An 18,160-nucleotide genomic window follows, 5' to 3' on the forward strand; every position below is an offset into this window, starting at 1 on the left:
CCGCTTCAGATCTCGATCTTCGACCCCAGCTCCACCACCGCGTTGTTCGGCAGCCCCAGGAACGCCGCCGCCCCGCTCGCGTTGTGGTGCATCTGCGCGAACAGCTTCTCGCGCCAGGGCGCCATGCCGCTGCCCAGCGTGGGGATCACTACGTCGCGCGAGAGGAAGTAGCTCGTCGCCATCGGCTCCAGCTGGCAGCCGCGCAGGCGCGCATGCTCCAGCGCGCGCGGCAGGTCGATGTCGTTCTTGAAGCCGTAGTGCACGATGACCTGCCAGCAGTGATGGCCCAGCGCCTCGATCTCGATGCGCTTGTCCATCGGGATCCAGGGCACCTCGTGGTTGCGCACGGTGACGAACATGTTCTGCTCGTGCAGCACCTTGTTGTGCTTCAAGTTGTGCAAGAGCGCGTTGGGCACGACGCCCGGCTCGGCGGTGAGGAACACGGCCGTGCCGTCCACCCGCGCCGGCGGGCTCACGAACACGGAATCAAGAAAAGACTTGAGGTCGATCGCATCCGCGTGCTGTGCCTCGCCCATCAGGCGACGGCCTTCCTTCCAGGTGATCATCAGCGTGAACACGAAGCCGCCGATCAACAGCGGGAACCAGCCGCCCTCGAACAGCTTGAGCAGGTTTGAGGCGAAGAACAGGAAGTCGACCACGAAGAAGACCGCGGTCGATGCGATGCACAGTGCCAGCGGCAGCTTCCACGCATAGCGGATCACGAAGAAGGTCAGGATCGTGGTGATCAGCATGTCGGTGGTCACCGCGATGCCGTAGGCCGCGGCCAGGCTGCTCGAGGTGCGGAACATCACCACCGCCAGCACGATGGCCACGAACAGGCCCCAGTTGACCAGCGGAATGTAGATCTGCCCCGCAGTGCGCACGCTGGTGTGCTCGATGTTCAGGCGCGGCAGGTAGCCCAGCTGGATCACCTGGCGCGTCACGCTGAACGCGCCGGTGATGAGCGCCTGCGAGGCGATCACCGTCGACAGCGTCGCCAGCAGCACCAGCGGAATCAGCGCCCACTCGGGCGCCATCATGAAGAAGGGGTTCTTCACCGCCTCGGGGTTCTCCAGCAGCAGCGCGCCCTGGCCGAGGTAGTTGAGCGTGAGTGCCGGCATGACGACCGAGAACCAAGCGATGCGGATCGGCTTCTTGCCGAAATGCCCCAGGTCGGCATACAGCGCTTCGGCGCCGGTCACGCACAGCACCATCGCGCCCAGCAGGATGAAGCTGGTGCCCGGGTTGTCCCAGATGAACTTCAGCGCGTACCAGGGGTTGAGCGCCTTCACGATTTCGGGGTGGTGCAGGATCTGCCACACGCCCAGCACCGCGATGGCCGCGAACCACGCCAGCGTGATCGGGCCGAAGAACTTGCCGATGCCCGCGGTGCCGCGCTTTTGCACGGCGAAGAGGCAGAACAGCACGACCAGGGTGATCGGGATCACGTAGTGCTTGAAGTGCGGCGACACCACCTCCAGGCCCTCGACCGCCGACAGCACCGAGATGGCCGGCGTGATGACGCCGTCGCCATAGAAAAGCGAGGTGCCGAAGATGCCGATGACCAGAAGCACATGGCGAAGGCGCGGCCTGTCGGCCACCGCGCGGGACGCCAGCGCGAGCATGGCGACGAGGCCGCCCTCGCCTTCGTTGTCGGCGCGCAGCACCAGCACCACGTACTTGATCGAGACGATGACGGTGAGGGTCCAGAAGAACATCGACAGGATGCCGTAGACGTTCTGGACGGTGAACGGCACATGGCCGTGGCCGAACACTTCCTTGACGGCATACAGCACGCTGGTGCCGATGTCGCCATAGACGACGCCGATGGCGCCGACGATCAGGCCGGCAGAGATTGTTTTGGGAGCTGACACGAAGTCGATGAGGAAAAGGGCTGGCCGTGATGGATCGACGCGTCAGACACGCGGGGGTGTCGTGGCGGCAGAACACTCGGGTTCCACCACGCGTCACCCCTCCCGCCCTTTTGATTCCGTTGCTGTGGGGCCGCTATTTTGCCGTTGCCCGCTGACGCCGCAACCCGGCGGCGGCAATCATTCGTAGATTTCGGCGTCCGGGTCGGTCGCTTCCATCTCGTAGCTGGCCGCGACCATGGCCAGGCGGCCGACCACGCCATACATATAGAAACGGTTCGGCGCGCTCGCTCCGGGCTTGGCACCAGGCTGGGGCATGTGCGTGCTTTCCGAGAAAGCCAGCGGCACGAAGCTCGCGCCCGGGAGCTTCAGGTTCTCGTCGGCCGCCTGCTCGGCGTGCACCCGGTAGAAGCCGCCGACCACGTAGCGGTCCATCATGTAGACGACCGGCTCGGCCACGCCGTTGTGCACGCGCTCGTTGGTCAGCACGCCCTCCTGGACGATCAGTTCGGTGGGTTCGCGCAGGTCGCGCCCGGCGGAAGTCTTGGCCGCCGAGGAGGTGCTGGTGCGCGACTTGCCGATCAGCGCCTCGACTTCCTTGGCATCGCGCACCGTCACCACGCCCGGGCTGCCGCTGCCGCTGTGGCCGCCCTTGACGACCACGAACGGCTTTTCGTTGATGCCGTATTCCTTGTACTTGCGGCGCACCTTGGTGAGCACCGCGTCGACATGGCTGGTCAGCACATCGATGCCGCGGCCCTCGGCGATGTCGACGCCTTCGGCGCGCGCGTAGATCGGGTTGATGAGCCAGGGGTCGATGCCCAGCAGCTTGCCCAGGCGCTTGGACAGCTCTTCATAGCTGTGCAGGTGGTTGCTCTTGCGGCGCACCGACCAGCCTGCGTGCAATGGTGGCAGCAGGTATTGCTCGTGCAAATCCTCGAGGATGCCCGGCGTTCCTGCAGAAAGCTCGTTGTTGAGCAAAATTGTGCAGGGATCGAAGTTCTTCAGCCCCAGCCGTCGCTTGCTGCGCACCACCGGCTCGAGGGTCACGGTCTCGCCGTTGGGCAGTTCGACCTTCTTGGGCGACTTGATGGCCGGATCGACCGAGCCAACCCGCACATTCAGCCCCGCCATGTGGAAGATGCGCACGAGTTGCGCGATGTTGGCAAGATAAAAGGTGTTTTTGGAGTGGTTTTCCGGAATGACGAGCAGATTGCGCGCTTCCGGACAGATCTTCTCGATAGCCGCCTGCGCGGCCTGCACCGCCAGCGGCAGCATTTCCTTGGTGAGGTTGTTCCAGCCACCCGGAAAGAGATTGGTGTCGACCGGCGCGAGCTTGAAGCCCGCATTGCGGATATCGACGGAGCTGTAGAACGGCGGCGTGTGCTCCATCCATTCGAGGCGGAACCAGCGCTCGATGGCGGGCATCGAGTCGAGCACCCGCTGTTCCAGTTCGTTGATCGGGCCGGTCAGGGCGGTGACGAGATGCGGAACCATGCGGCGGCCTTCTTCGATTTTTACTTAGAGGTGGAGCGGAACAGTAGGAATTGGGGATGTCCGCCCCAATGACAAGACCGGCAACCCCGCGCAGGCAGCTTCGGCATTCATCACGTGCGCACTTCGCCCTGCCCGAGCACCACGTACTTGAGCGAGGTCAGCCCTTCGATGCCAACCGGCCCACGGGCGTGGAACTTGTCGGTGCTGATGCCGATTTCGGCGCCCAGGCCGAACTCGAAACCGTCCGCGAAGCGGGTGCTCGCATTGACCATGACACTGGCCGAATCGACCTCGCGAAGAAATCGCTGCGCGTGCACGTGGTCGCGCGTGACGATGGCGTCGGTGTGGTGGCTCGAATAGCGGTTGATGTGCGCAATGGCCTCATCGACGCCGGCCACGACCTTGATGCTGATCACGGCGGCGAGGTATTCCTCGGACCAGTCGGATTCGAGCGCATCGATCACCTTGGCAGCCGGATCGAGCGCCGCCTCGTCCGAACGCAGGATGCGGGCGGCGGCCGGGTCGCAACGCATTTCCACGCCCTTGGCCGCGAAGATGGCGGCGATCTGGGGCAGGAAGTCTTCCGCGACCACCTCCGACACCAGCAGGCCTTCGGCGGCATTGCAGGGGCTGTACTTCTGGGTCTTGGCGTTGTCCACGATGCGCAGCGCCATGGCGAACTCTGCCGTGTCGTCCACGTAGACGTGGCAGTTGCCGTCCAGGTGCTTGATGACCGGCACCTTGGCGTCGCGGCTGATGCGCTCGATCAGGCCCTTGCCGCCGCGCGGAATGATCACGTCCACGAACTCGGGCATAGCGATGAGCTGGCCCACGGCCTCGCGGTCGGTGGTCTGCACCAACTGCACCGCCTCGACCGGCAGGCCCGCTTCGGCCAGCGCCTCGGACACCAGCAGCGCCAGCGCCTTGTTCGATTCGATCGCTTCCGAGCCGCCGCGCAGGATGGCCGCGTTGCCGCTCTTGATCGCCAGGCTCGCGGCCTCGATGGTCACGTTGGGGCGGCTCTCGTAGATCATGCCGAACACGCCGATCGGCACCCGCATCTGGCCCACGCGGATGCCGCTGGGCTGCTGCTTCATGCCGATGATCTCGCCGATCACGTCGGCCATGCCGGCGAGCTGTTCGCAACCCAGGGCCACGGTCTCGATGACTTTCGGGGTGAGCTTGAGCCGGTCGACCATCGGGGCCGAGAGGCCGGCGGCCGTGGCGCGTTCCAGGTCTTTCTGATTGGCGACCGCCAGCGCCGGGCCGGCTTCGCGCAGGCGCCGGGCGAGCGCCTTCAATGCTATGTTTTTAGTAGCTGCATCCGCACGGGCCATGAGGAAAGCAGCGGTCTTTGCCTGCAGCCCGAGGGCCTGCATGTGCTCGCTGACGTTGAACGCATTCATGTCGGCATTTTCCCACGCAGACCTGTGACCCGGCTTACACGGGCCTTTTGGTGCCTGGAGCCATCCAATCAGGCGCGGCGCGCTGCCGCCGGCGCACTGCTGCACGCACGGCACAGCATCAGCGCCAGCCGTTGCAGGGCCTGCCAGCCGCTGGCGGGCCAATCGGGTTGCTTGAGGCCCTTGCAGATGCCGTCCACCAGGTGGGCCGCGCGCAGCAGGCGCGCCAGCATGCGGTCGTCCAGCCGCGGCAGCACGCGCTCGAAGGCGCGCTCGCGCGGACCCCAGATGCGATTCTCGCGCAGCGCCATCGGCAGCGGACGGCCGGCGGCCATGGCATCTTTCACGCGCTTCAACGCGCGGATGTCCTCGGCGATCGTGTAGTGCACCAGCACCTCGGCCTCGCCCTCGGCCTGCAGGCCGTCGAGCATGCGCGCCACGCGCTGCGGATTGCCCGCGAGCACCGCTTCGGAAAGCTTGAACACGTCGTAGCGCGCCACGTTGTTGACCGCGCCTTCGACCTGCTCCCAGCTCAGTTCACCCGCCGGATGCAGCAGCGCGAGCTTCTGGATTTCCTGGTGCGCCGCGAGCAGGTTGCCTTCGACCCGGTCGGCAAAGAACTGCAGCGTGCGCTGGCCTTCGTCGCCCGGCATCACGCGCTGGCCCTGCTGCCCGAGGCGCTGCGCGATCCACTGCGGCAACACATTGCGCTCGATCGGATCGACCTGGATGCTCACGCCGTTGTTCTCCAGCGCCGAGAACCAGGCGCCGGTGCGCGTGGCCTTGTCCAGACGCGGCAGCATCACCAGCGTGAGCGTGCTGTCGTTGCCCGGCGCGGACTCGGCCAGTTGCTGCAACGCCGTGCTGCCGTCCTTGCCGGGCTTGCCCGAGGGGATGCGGATCTCGACGATCTGCTTGTCGGCAAAGAGCGAGAGCGAGCCCCCCGCCGCCAGCACCGCGCTCCAGTCGAAGTGCGCGCCGGCCACGGTGTACGAACTGCGCTCGGTGTAGCCCTGCTCGCGCGCGGCGGCGCGGATGGCGTCGGCTGCCTCCTGTGCGAGCAGCGGCTCGTCGCCATGGATCGTGTAGAGCGGCTTGAGCCCCTTCTGCAGGTGGCCCCCGAGTTGGGCGCTGGCAAGTTGCATGAAAAGAAATCGCTGCGGCGCGGGCGCCTAGAGTTCCTTGACGGCGGCGAGGCGGCGCATCAGCTGCTGTGCGATGTCGCTCTGCATGTCGCGGAACAGCAGTTCGGCTTCGCCTTCCTTGGCGAGCGCGTTGGTTTCATTGAAGCTCAGGTCCCGCGTCTGCGACACCTCCGAAGCCGAGAGCAGTTCCTTGCCGCCGGGCGTCTTCAGGCTGAAGCGCACGCGCAGGCGCAGTTGCAGCTCGCGCAGCGCGCCGGCCGAATTGGTCGAGATCACGAAACGGTCGCGGTCTTCGCCCAGCACCACCAGCACCGCATCGGCGGTCTTGGCGTCTTCCTTGGGCACCAGCGTCACCGTGCCGGCCGCGCGCAGGTCGCGCCGGATCTGGTTGATCAGCGCGGAATTGCCCTCCACCGACAGCGTCTTGAACGCGAAGACCGGCGCCTTGCGCAGCTCGAAGCCGCAGCCGGCCAGGCCCACGCTGGCGCCCACGGCCGTCAAACCGAGGAGAAAGCCGCGGCGCGGCAACGAGGCATTGCGTTTGTTCATGCTTCTATCGTTCAAAGGACCACGTTGACCAGACGGCCGGGAACCACGATCACGCGCTTGGGCGGCGCGCCCTCGGCGAAGGCGACGAAATCGTCGCAGGCGAGCGCGAGCTTCTCGATCTCGTCCTTGGAGGCGCCAGCCGGCACCAGCAGCTTGCCGCGCAGCTTGCCGTTGACCTGCAGCATGAGTTCGATCTCGTCCTGCACCAGCGCCTCGACGTCGACCGTCGGCCAGGCTGCGTCGAGCAGGCCGCCCAGGTCCTTGTCGTAGCCGAGCTCTGTCCAGAGCTGCTGGGCGATGTGCGGGGTCGCGGGGTACAGGCAGCGCAGCAGGATGCCCAGGCCCTCGCGCACCGCGGCCGCATCGCCCGCGCTGCCGTCGGGCTTGAAGCCTTCGAGCGCGTTCAGCAGCTTCATCGCGCCCGACACCACCGTGTTGTATTGCATGCGCTGGTAGTCGTAGTCGACCTGGCGCAGCACCGTGTGCACCTCGCGGCGCAGCGCCTGGGCGGCCTTGCCGAAGGTCTGTGCGCCCGCCTTGGCCGGCGCCACGTCCGCCTGCGCCACGCCGAAGTTCCACACCCGGCGCAGGAACCGGTAGCTGCCTTCGACAGCCGCGTCGTTCCACTCGAGCGTGGCTTCGGGCGGCGCGGTGAACATGGTGTACAGGCGCGCGGTGTCGGCACCGTACTTCTCGATGAGGTCTTGCGGATCGACGCCGTTGCGCTCGCTCTTGCCCATCTTGCCGACGCCGCCGTACTCGACCTTCGTGCCGTCGGCCAGCGTGCCGCCGGTGATGCGGCCCTGCGCGTCGAGCACCGCCGTGACTTCGAGCGGCGGGAAGTAGTCCTTGCCGCCCTTCTCGTTGCGCCTGTAGAAGATGTGGTTGAGCACCATGCCCTGCGTGAGCAGCTTGGCGAAAGGCTCGTCGGCCTTCACGAGGCCCAGGTCGCGCATCACCTTGGTCCAGAAGCGCGCGTACAGCAGGTGAAGAATCGCGTGCTCGATGCCGCCGATGTACTGGTCCATCGGCATCCAGTAGTCCGCGCCCTCGGCGACCATGGCCTGGTCGTTCTTCGGATCGCAGTAGCGCATGAAGTACCACGACGAATCGACGAAGGTGTCCATGGTGTCGGTCTCGCGCCGCGCGGGCTTGCCGCACACCGGGCACACCACGCCGGCATGGAAGCCTTCGTGCTTGTTCAGCGGGTTGCCCGAGCCGTCGGGCACGCAGTCGGTCGGCAGCACCACGGGCAGGTCCTTCTCGGGGACCGGCACCGCGCCGTGTTCTTCGCAATGGATGATCGGGATCGGCGTGCCCCAGTAGCGCTGGCGGCTCACGCCCCAGTCGCGCAGGCGCCAGGTGGTCTGCAACTCGCCCAGGCCCTTCTGGCCCAGTGCATGCGCCACGGCGGCCACGGCCTCCTTGTACGACATGCCGCTGAAGTTGTCGGAGTTGATGGTCACGCCGCGCTGCTTGTCGGCGTACCAGTCCTGCCACTTGTGATAGTCGAAGTGCGGCTCGTCATCGACCAGCACCACCTGGATGATCTCGATGCCGTACTTGTTGGCGAAGGCGAAGTCACGCTCGTCGTGCGCGGGCACGCCCATCACGGCGCCGTCGCCGTAGCCGATGAGCACGTAGTTGCCGACCCACACCGGCACCTGCTCCTCGGTGATCGGGTGCTTCACCGTGAGGCCCGTGGGCACGCCCTTTTTCTCCTGCGTGGCGAGTTCGGCCTCGGTGGTGCCGCCGCTCTTGCACTCCTCGATGAAGGCCGCGACCTTGGGGTCGAGCGTGGCGGCTTGCGCGGCCAGCGGATGCTCGGGCGCCACGGCGCAGAAGGTCACGCCCATGATCGTGTCGGCGCGCGTGGTGAACACGTACATGCGGCCGTCCTGGATCAGCTTGCCGCTGGCGTCCTGGATGTCATGGGTGAAGGCGAAGCGCACGCCCTCGCTCTTGCCGATCCAGTTCTCCTGCATCAGCTTCACCCGCTCGGGCCAGCCCGGCAGCTTGTGCTGGGTGTGCTCGAGCAGTTCCTCGGCGTAGTCGCTGATCTTCAGGTAGTAGCCCGGGATCTCGCGGCGCTCGACCGTGGCGCCGGTGCGCCAGCCCTTGCCGTCGATCACCTGCTCGTTGGCCAGCACGGTCTGGTCGACCGGGTCCCAGTTCACGACCTGGGTCTTGCGGTAGGCAATGCCCTTCTCGAGCATCTTCAGGAACAGCCACTGGTTCCACTTGTAGTAGCTCGGATCGCAGGTGGCGATCTCGCGGCTCCAGTCGATCGCCAGGCCCATGGCCTGGAGCTGGCCGCGCATGTAGTCGATGTTCTCGTAGGTCCACTTGGCCGGCGGCACGCCGTTCTTGAGCGCAGCGTTCTCGGCCGGCAGGCCGAAGGCGTCCCAGCCCATGGGCATCAGCACGTTGTAGCCGCTCATGCGCAGGTAGCGCGTGAGCATGTCGTTGATCGTGTAGTTGCGCACGTGGCCCATGTGCAGCTTGCCGCTGGGGTACGGCAGCATCGAGCAGGCGTAGTACTTCTTGCGGCTCGCGTCCTCGGTGACGCGGTAGGCATCGGCGGCGCTCCATTGCGCCTGGGCAGCGGACTCGACGTCGCTGGGTTTGTAGCTGGGGTTCATGGCGGTTCGGCAAGAGCCCGGCGCGGGCTGGCCGGGGAGGACGGATTATCGCGCCCGGGCGATGCCCTCCGCGCGGCAGACCCTAGACTTGGGGCACGCAACCTGCATGTTGCCTGGGTAACGTCTGCTTTCGTACTGCCTGAACGCCATGAAACTGCTCTGGAAACCCCTGGCCCTGGGCCTCGCCGCCTGTCTCGCCACCCTGCCCTCGTGGGCGCAGCAGGCCAACGACAAGCCCCTGCGCATCGTCGTCCCCTTCGCCCCCGGCGGCGCGCAGGACGTGATCGCCCGCTACCTGGGCGCCAAGCTCACCGACAAGCTCGGCACCCCGGTGATCATCGACAACAAGGCCGGTGCCGGCGGCATCGTCGCCGCCGATGCGGTGGCCAAGGCGACCGACGGGGCCACCGTGCTGCTGGCCACCGGCGGCGCCGTCACCATCGCGCCGCACCTGCAGGCCAAGCTCCCCTACGACCCGGTGCACGAACTGGTGCCCGTGGCCCTGGTCGCCGACACGCCGATGACACTGTCCGTGCGCGCCGAGAGCCCCTACAAGACCATCGCCGACGTGCTGCGCGACGCCAAGGCGCGGCCCGGCCAGGTCACCTACGCCTCGACCGGCAACGGCACGGTGTCGCACCTCACGGGCGCGCTGCTGGCGCAGGCGAGCGGCGTGAGCCTGCTGCACGTGCCCTACCGCGGCGCAGCGCCGGCGCTGACCGACCTGCTGGGCGGTCAGGTGGCGACGATCGTTACCAGCGTCGCCTCGATCGAGCCCATGGTCGCGAGCGGCAAGGCGCGCGTGCTCGGCACCTTCTCGCGTGCGGCACTGCCCAGCATGGGCACGGCGCCCACCGTCGGCGAAGCCACGGGCCTCGCGGGCATGGAGGTGCCGGTGTGGGTCGGCGTGATGGCGCCCGCGCGCATGCCGGCCGGGGGCATCGACAAGCTCTCCGCCGCGCTGGTCGAGGTGTGCAACCTGCCGGAGACCAAGCAGCGCTTCGCCCAGCTGGGCGCGGTCAACACCTGCGGCAATGCGGCGGCGCTCGGCAAGGTGGTGACAGAGGACAGCCAACGCTGGGCCAAGGTGATCAAGCAAGGCGGTATCAAGGTTGACTAGCTTGGCTCTCCCCCAGTCTTCGCGCACTTCGTGTCGCTTCGCCAACCCCCTCACCGGGGGCAACACCAGTGGCCCGGCAAAGCCGGTTCCACGGTGTTCACCGACGGAGTCGGCACAGTGACAGCGGCCGATGGGCTGCGCCGCGTCGGCATCGCGGGCACCGGCGCCATCGCGCTGGCCAGCGCCGCATGGCTGCGCCAGGCGGGCCACGGCGTCACCCTCTGGTCGCCGGGTGGCCAGGGCGCCGAGGCCTTGCGCACGCAGCCGCTGGAAGCCGGCGGCGTGCAGCCCTGCCGCGTGACGGTCGGGGTCGCCGACGATGCCGCGCAGCTCTGCCACTCGGCGGACGTGCTGCTGCTCGCGCTCCCGGTCAACGGCCACAGGCGCGTGATGGATGCGCTGCTGCCCTTCCTGCGCGACGGGCAGACAGTGATCGTCAGCTCGATGGCCTCGCTGTCGTCGCTCTATCTTCATGAGAGCGCTCGACGCGCCGGCAAGCAGGTGACGGTCGCGAGCTTCGGCACGACCGTGCTGACCGCGCGCCGCGAATCGGGCACCCAGGTCAAGGTGATGACGCGGCGCAAGGCGGTCGGCGTCTCGGCGCTTCCCGGCGCGAACGTCGCGAAGGCCGTCGCCCTCTGCACCGCGCTGTTCGGAGACGGCTTCTTCCCGCAGGACAGCGTGCTCGCCAGCGCCCTGGCCAACGTCAACCCGCAGTCCCACGGCCCGCTCGCGGTCTTCAACTGGACCCGCATCGAGCGCGCCGAGAACTGGCCGCAGTACCACTGCATGACGCCCGGCGTGTCGCGCGCGATCGAGGCGCTGGACCTGGAGCGGCGCGCCGTGGCGCAGGCCTTCGGCATCGCGCTCGGCCCCATCGAGGAACACTTCGCGCGCTCCTTCGGCACCGCGTCGGCGCGGCTCGAAGACATCGCGGCCGAACTGCACGCCAAGCGCGGCGGCCCACCGGGGCCGGTGCGCACCGACACCCGCTACGTGACCGAGGACATGCCCTACGGCCTGGCCTTCGTGGAGGCGCTGGGGCAGATCGCCGGTGTGCCCACGCCTGCGACGCGGACCATCGTGGACGCGGCCTCGCTGGTCAACGGCATCGACTTCCGCGCGCAGAACGACCTGCTGGCGCCGCTGGGCCTCAGCAACGAAACCGTCGAAGGCCTGCTCGCGCGCCTATGACCCGTCCGCGGGAAAGACCGGCTCGCCCAGGTTGAGCATCAGCCGGTTGGCCCAGGCGAACAGGGCCACCGAATGAACCAGGTCGAGGATTTCCAGTTCCCCGAGCCCGACCTCTTTCAACGCCCGGACATCCTCGGCCGAGACCTTGTCCGGCTCGGCGCCGAGCTTGATCGAGAACGCGACGATGGCTTTCTCGCGCGGCGAGGTGCCCGCCGAAGCCGGCTCCTCGAACACCTGCGCGATCACGTCGTTGCGCTTGGCCAGTTGCTCGAAACGCTGCGCATGCACCGACGCGCAGTACACACAGCCGTTGACGCGCGATTCCACCGTGGCGCCCAGTTCGCGCTCGGCGCGCGGCATGCCGCCCGGCGCGAACATGATCGCGTTGAAGGCGATGGAGCGCTGCAGCAATATCTCGGGCTGGTGCGCGAGCACCAGGAAGTAGGGCGAGGTGCGCGCCTGCGGGCTCATCTCGTCCAGCGCCGCCAACTGGGCCGGCGTGGCGGTGTCGACATTCACCGTGTCCAGCCACGGTTTCCACTTGAGCACCTCGTTGGTGAAGCCCTGGATGCGGATCGGAGCCGTCATGCCGAAACCTCCGCTGCAGCCAGCGCCTTGAGGCCCGCGACGACACGGATCTGGTAGGAGAGAAAAGCGATCAGCTGGCTCAACGCCACGAGCGCGGGCGTCGACAACCCGTGCGCCGCCAGCGCCTCGATGGCAGCGCGGTCCCCTTCGATCGGGCGCTCGATGAGCTTGCCCGCGAAGGCCAGCATCGCGCGCAGCCGCGCATCGGCGAGCGAGGCGATGTCGCCGCGCTCCACCGCATCGGCCACCGCGGCGTCGGCGTTCTCGGCCGCCAGTTCCTCGCGGTAGTGCGCGGCGAGGTTCGGCGCCTTCGAGACGCGGCAGGCATGCAGCGCGACCAGCAGGCGCTCGGTGCGGGACAGCCCCTCGACCGCGTGCGAGAACATCGCGTCATGGCTGCTCTGGGTGGCGGCCACGACCTTGTCGCGCTGCCGGCGCAGCGCCCAGGTCGCTTGGTTCGGAGAAAGGGGCACCGTGTCATCGACCACGTCGATGGCCGGCAGCACGATGGACGGATTCGTCATGCGGGTCCTTGAAGAGGAAAAGGGGTTCGTTCAGGTGCGTTCACCGGGCGGCGGCGCGGGCACCCACTCGTCGCCGAACAGCTCGGGCTCGCTGTAGGCCTCGAGGTTCGCGAAGTGATGGTCGAAATCCTCGCGATAGAACAGGCTCGCGATGCCGCTCGCGAGGCGCTTGGCACCGTCGCTGATCGCGGGAATGTCGCCCGACACCGTGCCATGCGACAGGGCAGCCGGGTAGCAGAAGCAATGGATGCGTTCGAGCCCCGGACATTCGCCCGCCACACGCTCCTGGAATTCGAAGACCGGCCCGAGGTCGGGCGAATCGGCCAGCTCCTGGTCTTCGTCGCCGGGCGGGGGCACGAAGCGGTCTCCCCACGTCCGGATGTGGGAGGCGATGCCGTCGAATTCGGGGCGGTTCGGCCAATCGACCTTGAAGCCGGTCGAGACGATCAGGAAGTCGAATTCGAAATCGCCCTTGGGGGTCGTCACACGCATCGCATCGCCCTCGGGCGCGACCGACAGGATCGGGCAGCCGAAGTTGAAGAACGCATTCGGAAAAGCCGACACCCGCAGCGTGCTGCCGTGCGGTGGCGGCACGTTCGCGACGTTGATGTAGTGGCGGATGCGCCACTTGCGTTCGTCCGACAGGTCGAAGTGCCCCTGCGTGAGGCCCGGCACGCCGGCGCCCTTGCCCTTGTTGACGCGCGGCAGGTCGGGGCGGCGGATCAAAAGTTCGACGCTGTGCGCGCCCGCCTCCAGCGCGGTGGCCGCGCTGTCCATCGCCGACGAGCCCGCGCCGACCACGCCGACGCGCAGGCCCGCGAGCTGCCCGTAGTCCATGTCGTCGGACGAATGCGCCCACTGCGAACGCGGCAGCGCATTCACGAACGCCGGAACCGCCGGGCCGCCTAGACCGTCGCGGCCCGTGGCCAGCACGACGCGGCGCGCCAGCACGCTGTGGGCACCGGCCGGCGTGCGCAGGTCGAGCCGCACTGCCGTGCCATCGGGCAGCGGGTGGATGCCGGTGACCACGGTGTCGTTGCGCACGTCCACGTTCATCACGCGGCGGTACCAGCAGAGGTAGTCCATCCACTGCAGGCGCGGGATCTTGTCCATCGCCGCCCATGCTTCGCGCCCGAACTGCGCTTCGAACCAGGCACGGAAGGTGAGCGACGGCAGGCCCAGCGCGGGGCCGGTGAGTTCCTTGGGCGAGCGCAGCGTCTCCATGCGCGCGGTGGTGGCCCAGGGGCCTTCCTTGCCCGCAGGGGACCGGTCGAAGACCACGGCGCGGATGCCCTGCTGCGCGAGCGCCACCGAGGCCGCGAGCCCCGCCTGCCCGCCGCCGATGACGGCCACGTCGAGCATCGCCTCGCCCTCCTTCTGCCGCACGGGCATCCATTGGCGGCCGGGGAAGCCGAGGTAGTCGAGGTCCTGGGCGAGCCGCGCCTCGAGCGCGGCGAGGGATGAAACGGAATCTGATGTCATTTAAGCAAGCCGGAAACAGCGCCCAGTGTAGAAAGCTTCTCCGCCTGTCGAATCGCGCCCGGTCGCCGGCAAACGCGTATGACTGGCCCGGATTTCGCATGCCACAATGATTTCAGACCACAGGGGCAGGCATGGGCAGCAGCAACAGCGAATGGTGGCGCGGCGCGGTGATCTACCAGATCTACCCGCGCAGCTTCATGGACAGCAATGGCGATGGCATCGGCGACCTGCCCGGCATCACGGCCCGGCTCGACCATGTGGCCAGCCTCGGAGTCGATGCGGTCTGGGTCTCGCCCTTCTTCCGCTCGCCGATGAAGGACTTCGGCTACGACGTGTCCGACTACCGCGCGGTCGATCCGCTCTTCGGCACGCTCGCCGACTTCGACGCGATGCTCGCGCGCATGCATGCGCTGGGGCTCAAGCTCATCATCGACCAGGTGCTCTCGCACACCTCCGACCAGCACGCCTGGTTCGCCGAAAGCCGCAGCTCGCGCGACAACCCCAAGGCCGACTGGTATGTCTGGGCCGACCCCAGGCCCGACGGCACGCCGCCCACCAACTGGCTCTCGGTCTTCGGCGGCTCGGCCTGGCAGTGGGATTCGCGCCGCAGGCAGTACTACCTGCACAGCTTTCTCACCGAACAGCCGGACCTCAATTTCCACTGCACCGAAGTGCAGGACGCGCTGCTCGGCGAGGTGCGCTTCTGGTGCGAGCGCGGCGTGGACGGCTTCCGCTTCGACGCCTGCAACCACCAGTTCCACGACGCCCTGCTGCGCGACAACCCTCCGGCTTCGCTCGCGTCGATCGACGAGGTCAGCACGGTGCGCGCCGACAACCCCTATGCGATGCAGCAGCACCTGTACGACAAGAGCCAGCAGGAGAACCTGGTGTTCCTCGAACGCCTGCGCCAGTTGCTCGACGGCTATGGCGCGGTCGCGCTGGGCGAGGTCGGCGACGAGAACGCGCCGCCCGTCATGGCGCAGTACACCGAACTCGGCAAGCGCCTGCACCTGGCCTACAGCTTCAGCCTGCTGACCGCGGACCACAGCGCCAGGCACCTGCGCCACCAGGTGGAGGCACTCGACCAGGCGCTGGCGCCCACCGGCGGCTGGGGCTGCTGGGCGGTGTCGAACCACGACGTGCCGCGCGTCTCCACGCGCTGGAGCGACGGCAAGGCGCCCGACACGCGGCGCGACCGGCTCTGGCTCACCTTGCTGCTCGCGTTGCGCGGCAGCGCCAGCATCTACCAGGGCGAGGAGCTCGGCCTGCCCGAAGCCGAGGTGCCCTTCGAGCTGTTGCAAGACCCCTACGGCCGCACCTTCTGGCCCGAGTTCAAGGGCCGCGACGGCTGCCGCACGCCGATTCCGTGGCAAGCAGATGCGCCGCACGGCGGCTTCACCACCGGCACGCCGTGGCTGCCCGTGTACGGCGCGCACCTGCCGCTGGCCGTCGACAACCAGGCCGACGACACGGGCTCGATGCTGGCCTTCAGCCGTGCGCTGCTGCACTGGCGCCGCACGCAGCCGCTGCTGCGCACCGGCGGCATCGTGTTCTTCGATGCGCCCGAGCCCGTGCTGTGGTTCGAGCGGCGCGACGGCAACCGATCGCTGCAGGCGATCTTCAACATGGGGAGCGAGCCCTTGTCGATCCCGCTGCGCGAGGCGCTGGTGCCGCTGCAAGGCCATCCGCTCGCTGCGACCGCCAGCGTGCAGGGCCATGGCGAAAGGCGCATGCTGGCACTGGCGCCCTACGGCGTCTTTTTCGGAACACCCGCCAACGAAGAAGGACACAGCTGACCGCTATGCCACCGAAGTCCCTGCCTGCCTCCGAAGTCCGCGCGCTGATGCGCGCCGAACACGGCGATCCTTTTGCCGTGCTCGGACCGCACGAAACGCGCGAGGGGCTGGAAGTGCGCGCACTGATGCCCGGCGCCCAAAGCGTGGCGGTGATGCATTCGCGCACCGGCTGGCCGCTCGCGATGCTCACGCGGCAGGAGGGCTCCGACCTGTTCAGCGGACTGGTGCCGGCGGCGGAAGCGCGCCTGGGCTATTCGTTCCAGGTCGATTGGGGCTCGCACACCTCGCGACTCGAAGATCCCTACCGCTTTGCATTCGTGCTCGGCGAAACCGACGTGTGGCTGCTGGCCGAGGGCACGCACCTGCGGCCCTGGGAGCGGCTGGGTGCGCACCTGCGCGAGATCGATGGCGTGAAGGGCGTGGCCTTCGTGGTCTGGGCGCCGAACGCGCGACGGGTCTCGGTGGTCGGCGACTTCAACAACTGGGACGGCCGGCGCCACATGATGCGGCTGCGCCGCGAATGCGGCGTGTGGGAAATCTTCGCGCCGCACGTGGCGACCGGCGACAGCTACGCGTTCGAGATTCTTTCCGCGCAGGGCGAGGTGCTGCGCAAGGCCGATCCGTTCGCGTTCTCTTCGCGGCTGCGGCCCGACACCGCCTGCGTGGTGGCGCCGCTGCCGGCCGCGGTGAAGATGCCCGAAGGCCGCGCCAAGGCCAATGAACGCCACGCGCCGATCAGCATTTATGAAGTGCACCTGGGCTCGTGGCGCCGCAAGAACAATGGCCACGAGTGGCTCGACTACCGCGAGCTGGCCGACACGCTCGTGCCCTACGCGCGCGACATGGGCTTCACGCACATCGAGCTGTTGCCGATCAGCGAGCACCCCTTCGACGGCTCGTGGGGTTACCAGCCGATCGGGCTTTATGCGCCGACCTCGCGCTTCGGAACACCCGGCGACTTTCGCCATTTCGTGGAGGCTGCACATGCGGCCGGGCTGGGGGTGATTCTTGACTGGGTGCCCGCGCACTTTCCGACCGATGCGCACGGCCTGGGCAACTTCGACGGCACTGCGCTGTACGAGTACGCCGATCCGCGCGAAGGTTTCCACAACGACTGGCAGACGCTGATCTTCAACTTCGCGCGCACGGAGGTGCGCAACTACCTGGTCGGCAATGCGCTGTATTGGCTGGAACGCTACGGCGTCGACGGCCTGCGCGTGGATGCGGTGGCGTCGATGCTGTACCGCGACTACAGCCGCAAGGCCGGCGAGTGGGTGCCGAATGCGCAGGGCGGACGCGAGAACCTGGAGGCCATCGATTTCCTTCGCCGCATGAACCGTGTGGTGGGCATCGAGCGGCCCGGCGCGGTGACGCTGGCCGAGGAGTCGACGAGCTTTCCGGGCGTGACGCGGCCGCCGGAAAACGGCGGGCTGGGCTTTCACTACAAGTGGAACATGGGCTGGATGAACGACACGCTCGCCTATGCGGGCACCGACCCGGTCTACCGCAAGCACCACCACCAGCAGATCACCTTCGGGCTGATGTACGCGCACACCGAGAACTTCGTGCTGCCGCTCTCGCACGATGAAGTGGTGCATGGCAAGGGCTCGATGATCGGACGGATGCCCGGGGACGAGTGGCAGAAGTTCGCGGGGCTGCGCAACCTGTACGGCTATCTCTGGGGGTATCCGGGGAAGAAGTTGTTGTTCATGGGAGGCGAGTTCGCTCAGGTCGCCGAGTGGAATGCGGATCGCAGCCTGGACTGGCACCTGCTGGAGCATGCCCCGCACCAGGGAGTGCGGCGGCTGGTGCGCGATTTGAACAACGTGTACCGGCACTTTCCTGCGTTGCATGAGCTGGACAACGACGGCGGCGGGTTCGAGTGGATCGTGCATGACGATGCGGATCAGTCGGTGTTTGCGTTTGTTCGCCGGGCGCGGGACGGGGCGTTCGTTGTCGTCGTCTGCAACTTCACGCCGTTGCCTCGGCATGCGTATCGGCTGGGGGTTCCTGTTGCGGGGGCTTACCGGGAGATCATCAATACGGATGGGGCTGTGTATGGGGGGAGTGGTGTAGGGAACGGGATCGTCGAGAGTTCGCCGGGTGCCTGGCATGGGAAGGCGGATTCTGTTTCTGTCAGCGTGCCGCCGCTTGCTACTGTGATGTGGGTGTTGGTTTGATGAGTCTGAGGTTGTTTTTCTTTCGGAGGCCGGGTCTCGCCCCGGCGGGCGAGCTACTTTCTTTTGCTTCGCCAAAAGAAAGTAGCCAAAGAAAAGGCGACCCTGCTGTCTGCGTCCCTTCGCTTCGCTACGGGCAACCTGCGGTGCTCACGTTTCGCGGGGTCTCGCC

At 67.4% G+C, this 18,160-nt stretch carries 13 protein-coding genes; 4 read left to right on the forward strand and 9 right to left on the reverse strand.

All coding sequences use genetic code 11. The annotated features are described in order from the left end of the window. Nucleotides 1-5 precede the first annotated feature (5 nt). From J2W23_RS15480 to leuS, 6 genes are all read right to left on the reverse strand, one after another. Nucleotides 6-1,874: a potassium transporter Kup gene (locus tag J2W23_RS15480; RefSeq protein ID WP_176660785.1), complete on the reverse strand. Its 1,869-nt coding sequence runs from the start codon at nucleotides 1,872-1,874 to the stop codon at nucleotides 6-8. 177 nt (nucleotides 1,875-2,051) lie between these two features. Then, nucleotides 2,052-3,368, reverse strand: coding sequence for a glutamate--cysteine ligase (gshA, locus tag J2W23_RS15485; protein ID WP_176660784.1), 1,317 nt, complete (start codon nucleotides 3,366-3,368; stop codon nucleotides 2,052-2,054). Between the two features lie 110 nt (nucleotides 3,369-3,478). Next, a complete protein-coding gene (locus J2W23_RS15490; protein ID WP_307649356.1) occupies nucleotides 3,479-4,774 on the reverse strand; it encodes a glutamate-5-semialdehyde dehydrogenase in 1,296 nt (431 codons plus the stop codon). Nucleotides 4,775-4,842: 68 nt separating this feature from the next. Continuing rightward, on the reverse strand, nucleotides 4,843-5,916 hold the full coding sequence (holA, locus tag J2W23_RS15495; RefSeq protein ID WP_176660782.1) for a DNA polymerase III subunit delta: 1,074 nt from the start codon (nucleotides 5,914-5,916) through the stop codon (nucleotides 4,843-4,845). A 27-nt stretch (nucleotides 5,917-5,943) separates the two neighbouring features. Then, entirely contained in the window at nucleotides 5,944-6,465 is a 522-nt protein-coding gene (locus tag J2W23_RS15500; RefSeq protein ID WP_176660781.1) for an LPS-assembly lipoprotein LptE, read from the reverse strand. A gap of 11 nt (nucleotides 6,466-6,476) precedes the next feature. After that, the gene (gene leuS, locus J2W23_RS15505; protein ID WP_307649357.1) at nucleotides 6,477-9,107 is read right to left on the reverse strand and encodes a leucine--tRNA ligase; all 2,631 of its coding nucleotides are present in this window, start codon (nucleotides 9,105-9,107) and stop codon (nucleotides 6,477-6,479) included. Between the two features lie 148 nt (nucleotides 9,108-9,255). Between leuS and J2W23_RS15510 the strand changes: the two genes are divergently transcribed. Both J2W23_RS15510 and J2W23_RS15515 read left to right on the forward strand, forming a co-directional pair. Continuing rightward, nucleotides 9,256-10,227, forward strand: a complete 972-nt coding sequence (locus tag J2W23_RS15510) for a Bug family tripartite tricarboxylate transporter substrate binding protein (protein ID WP_307649358.1) — start codon at nucleotides 9,256-9,258, stop codon at nucleotides 10,225-10,227. Nucleotides 10,228-10,344: 117 nt separating this feature from the next. Continuing rightward, nucleotides 10,345-11,421, forward strand: a complete 1,077-nt coding sequence (locus J2W23_RS15515; protein WP_307649359.1) for an NAD/NADP-dependent octopine/nopaline dehydrogenase family protein — start codon at nucleotides 10,345-10,347, stop codon at nucleotides 11,419-11,421. Here J2W23_RS15515 and J2W23_RS15520 read toward each other — a convergent pair. From J2W23_RS15520 to J2W23_RS15530, 3 genes are read right to left on the reverse strand one after another with little or no spacing between them, the layout of a single operon-like run. After that, nucleotides 11,416-12,009: a peroxidase-related enzyme gene (locus J2W23_RS15520; protein WP_307649360.1), complete on the reverse strand. Its 594-nt coding sequence runs from the start codon at nucleotides 12,007-12,009 to the stop codon at nucleotides 11,416-11,418. The two genes, J2W23_RS15515 and J2W23_RS15520, sit on opposite strands and share 6 nt — an antisense overlap. Beyond that, nucleotides 12,006-12,533: a CMD domain-containing protein gene (locus J2W23_RS15525; RefSeq protein ID WP_307649361.1), complete on the reverse strand. Its 528-nt coding sequence runs from the start codon at nucleotides 12,531-12,533 to the stop codon at nucleotides 12,006-12,008. Before J2W23_RS15525 ends, J2W23_RS15520 begins: the two co-directional genes overlap by 4 nt. A gap of 30 nt (nucleotides 12,534-12,563) precedes the next feature. Beyond that, complete coding sequence (locus tag J2W23_RS15530) at nucleotides 12,564-14,015, reverse strand: NAD(P)-binding domain-containing protein (RefSeq protein WP_307649362.1); 1,452 nt, start codon at nucleotides 14,013-14,015, stop codon at nucleotides 12,564-12,566. A gap of 131 nt (nucleotides 14,016-14,146) precedes the next feature. Between J2W23_RS15530 and J2W23_RS15535 the strand changes: the two genes are divergently transcribed. After that, nucleotides 14,147-15,811 (forward strand): alpha-amylase family glycosyl hydrolase, encoded by a 1,665-nt coding sequence (locus tag J2W23_RS15535; protein WP_307649363.1) that lies wholly within the window; start codon nucleotides 14,147-14,149, stop codon nucleotides 15,809-15,811. Nucleotides 15,812-15,816: 5 nt separating this feature from the next. Further along, the gene (glgB, locus tag J2W23_RS15540) at nucleotides 15,817-17,991 is read left to right on the forward strand and encodes a 1,4-alpha-glucan branching protein GlgB (RefSeq protein ID WP_307649364.1); all 2,175 of its coding nucleotides are present in this window, start codon (nucleotides 15,817-15,819) and stop codon (nucleotides 17,989-17,991) included. Nucleotides 17,992-18,160 lie beyond the last annotated feature (169 nt).

This window comes from Variovorax boronicumulans, from assembly GCF_030812215.1.
GTDB classification, from domain to species: Bacteria; Pseudomonadota; Gammaproteobacteria; order Burkholderiales; family Burkholderiaceae_C; genus Variovorax; species Variovorax boronicumulans_C.

Bases quoted from the DNA above. Each gene is read 5' to 3' on its own strand.
- J2W23_RS15490 (WP_307649356.1), bottom strand. From the start codon at position 4,774: ATGAATGCGTTCAACGTCAGCGAGCACATGCAGGCCCTCGGGCTGCAG.
- J2W23_RS15520 (WP_307649360.1), bottom strand. From the start codon at position 12,009: ATGACGGCTCCGATCCGCATCCAGGGCTTCACCAACGAGGTGCTCAAG.
- J2W23_RS15525 (WP_307649361.1), bottom strand. From the start codon at position 12,533: ATGACGAATCCGTCCATCGTGCTGCCGGCCATCGACGTGGTCGATGAC.
- J2W23_RS15530 (WP_307649362.1), bottom strand. From the start codon at position 14,015: ATGACATCAGATTCCGTTTCATCCCTCGCCGCGCTCGAGGCGCGGCTC.
- J2W23_RS15500 (WP_176660781.1), bottom strand. From the start codon at position 6,465: ATGAACAAACGCAATGCCTCGTTGCCGCGCCGCGGCTTTCTCCTCGGT.
- J2W23_RS15535 (WP_307649363.1), top strand. From the start codon at position 14,147: ATGGGCAGCAGCAACAGCGAATGGTGGCGCGGCGCGGTGATCTACCAG.
- glgB (WP_307649364.1), top strand. From the start codon at position 15,817: ATGCCACCGAAGTCCCTGCCTGCCTCCGAAGTCCGCGCGCTGATGCGC.
- leuS (WP_307649357.1), bottom strand. From the start codon at position 9,107: ATGAACCCCAGCTACAAACCCAGCGACGTCGAGTCCGCTGCCCAGGCG.
- J2W23_RS15510 (WP_307649358.1), top strand. From the start codon at position 9,256: ATGAAACTGCTCTGGAAACCCCTGGCCCTGGGCCTCGCCGCCTGTCTC.
- holA (WP_176660782.1), bottom strand. From the start codon at position 5,916: ATGCAACTTGCCAGCGCCCAACTCGGGGGCCACCTGCAGAAGGGGCTC.
- gshA (WP_176660784.1), bottom strand. From the start codon at position 3,368: ATGGTTCCGCATCTCGTCACCGCCCTGACCGGCCCGATCAACGAACTG.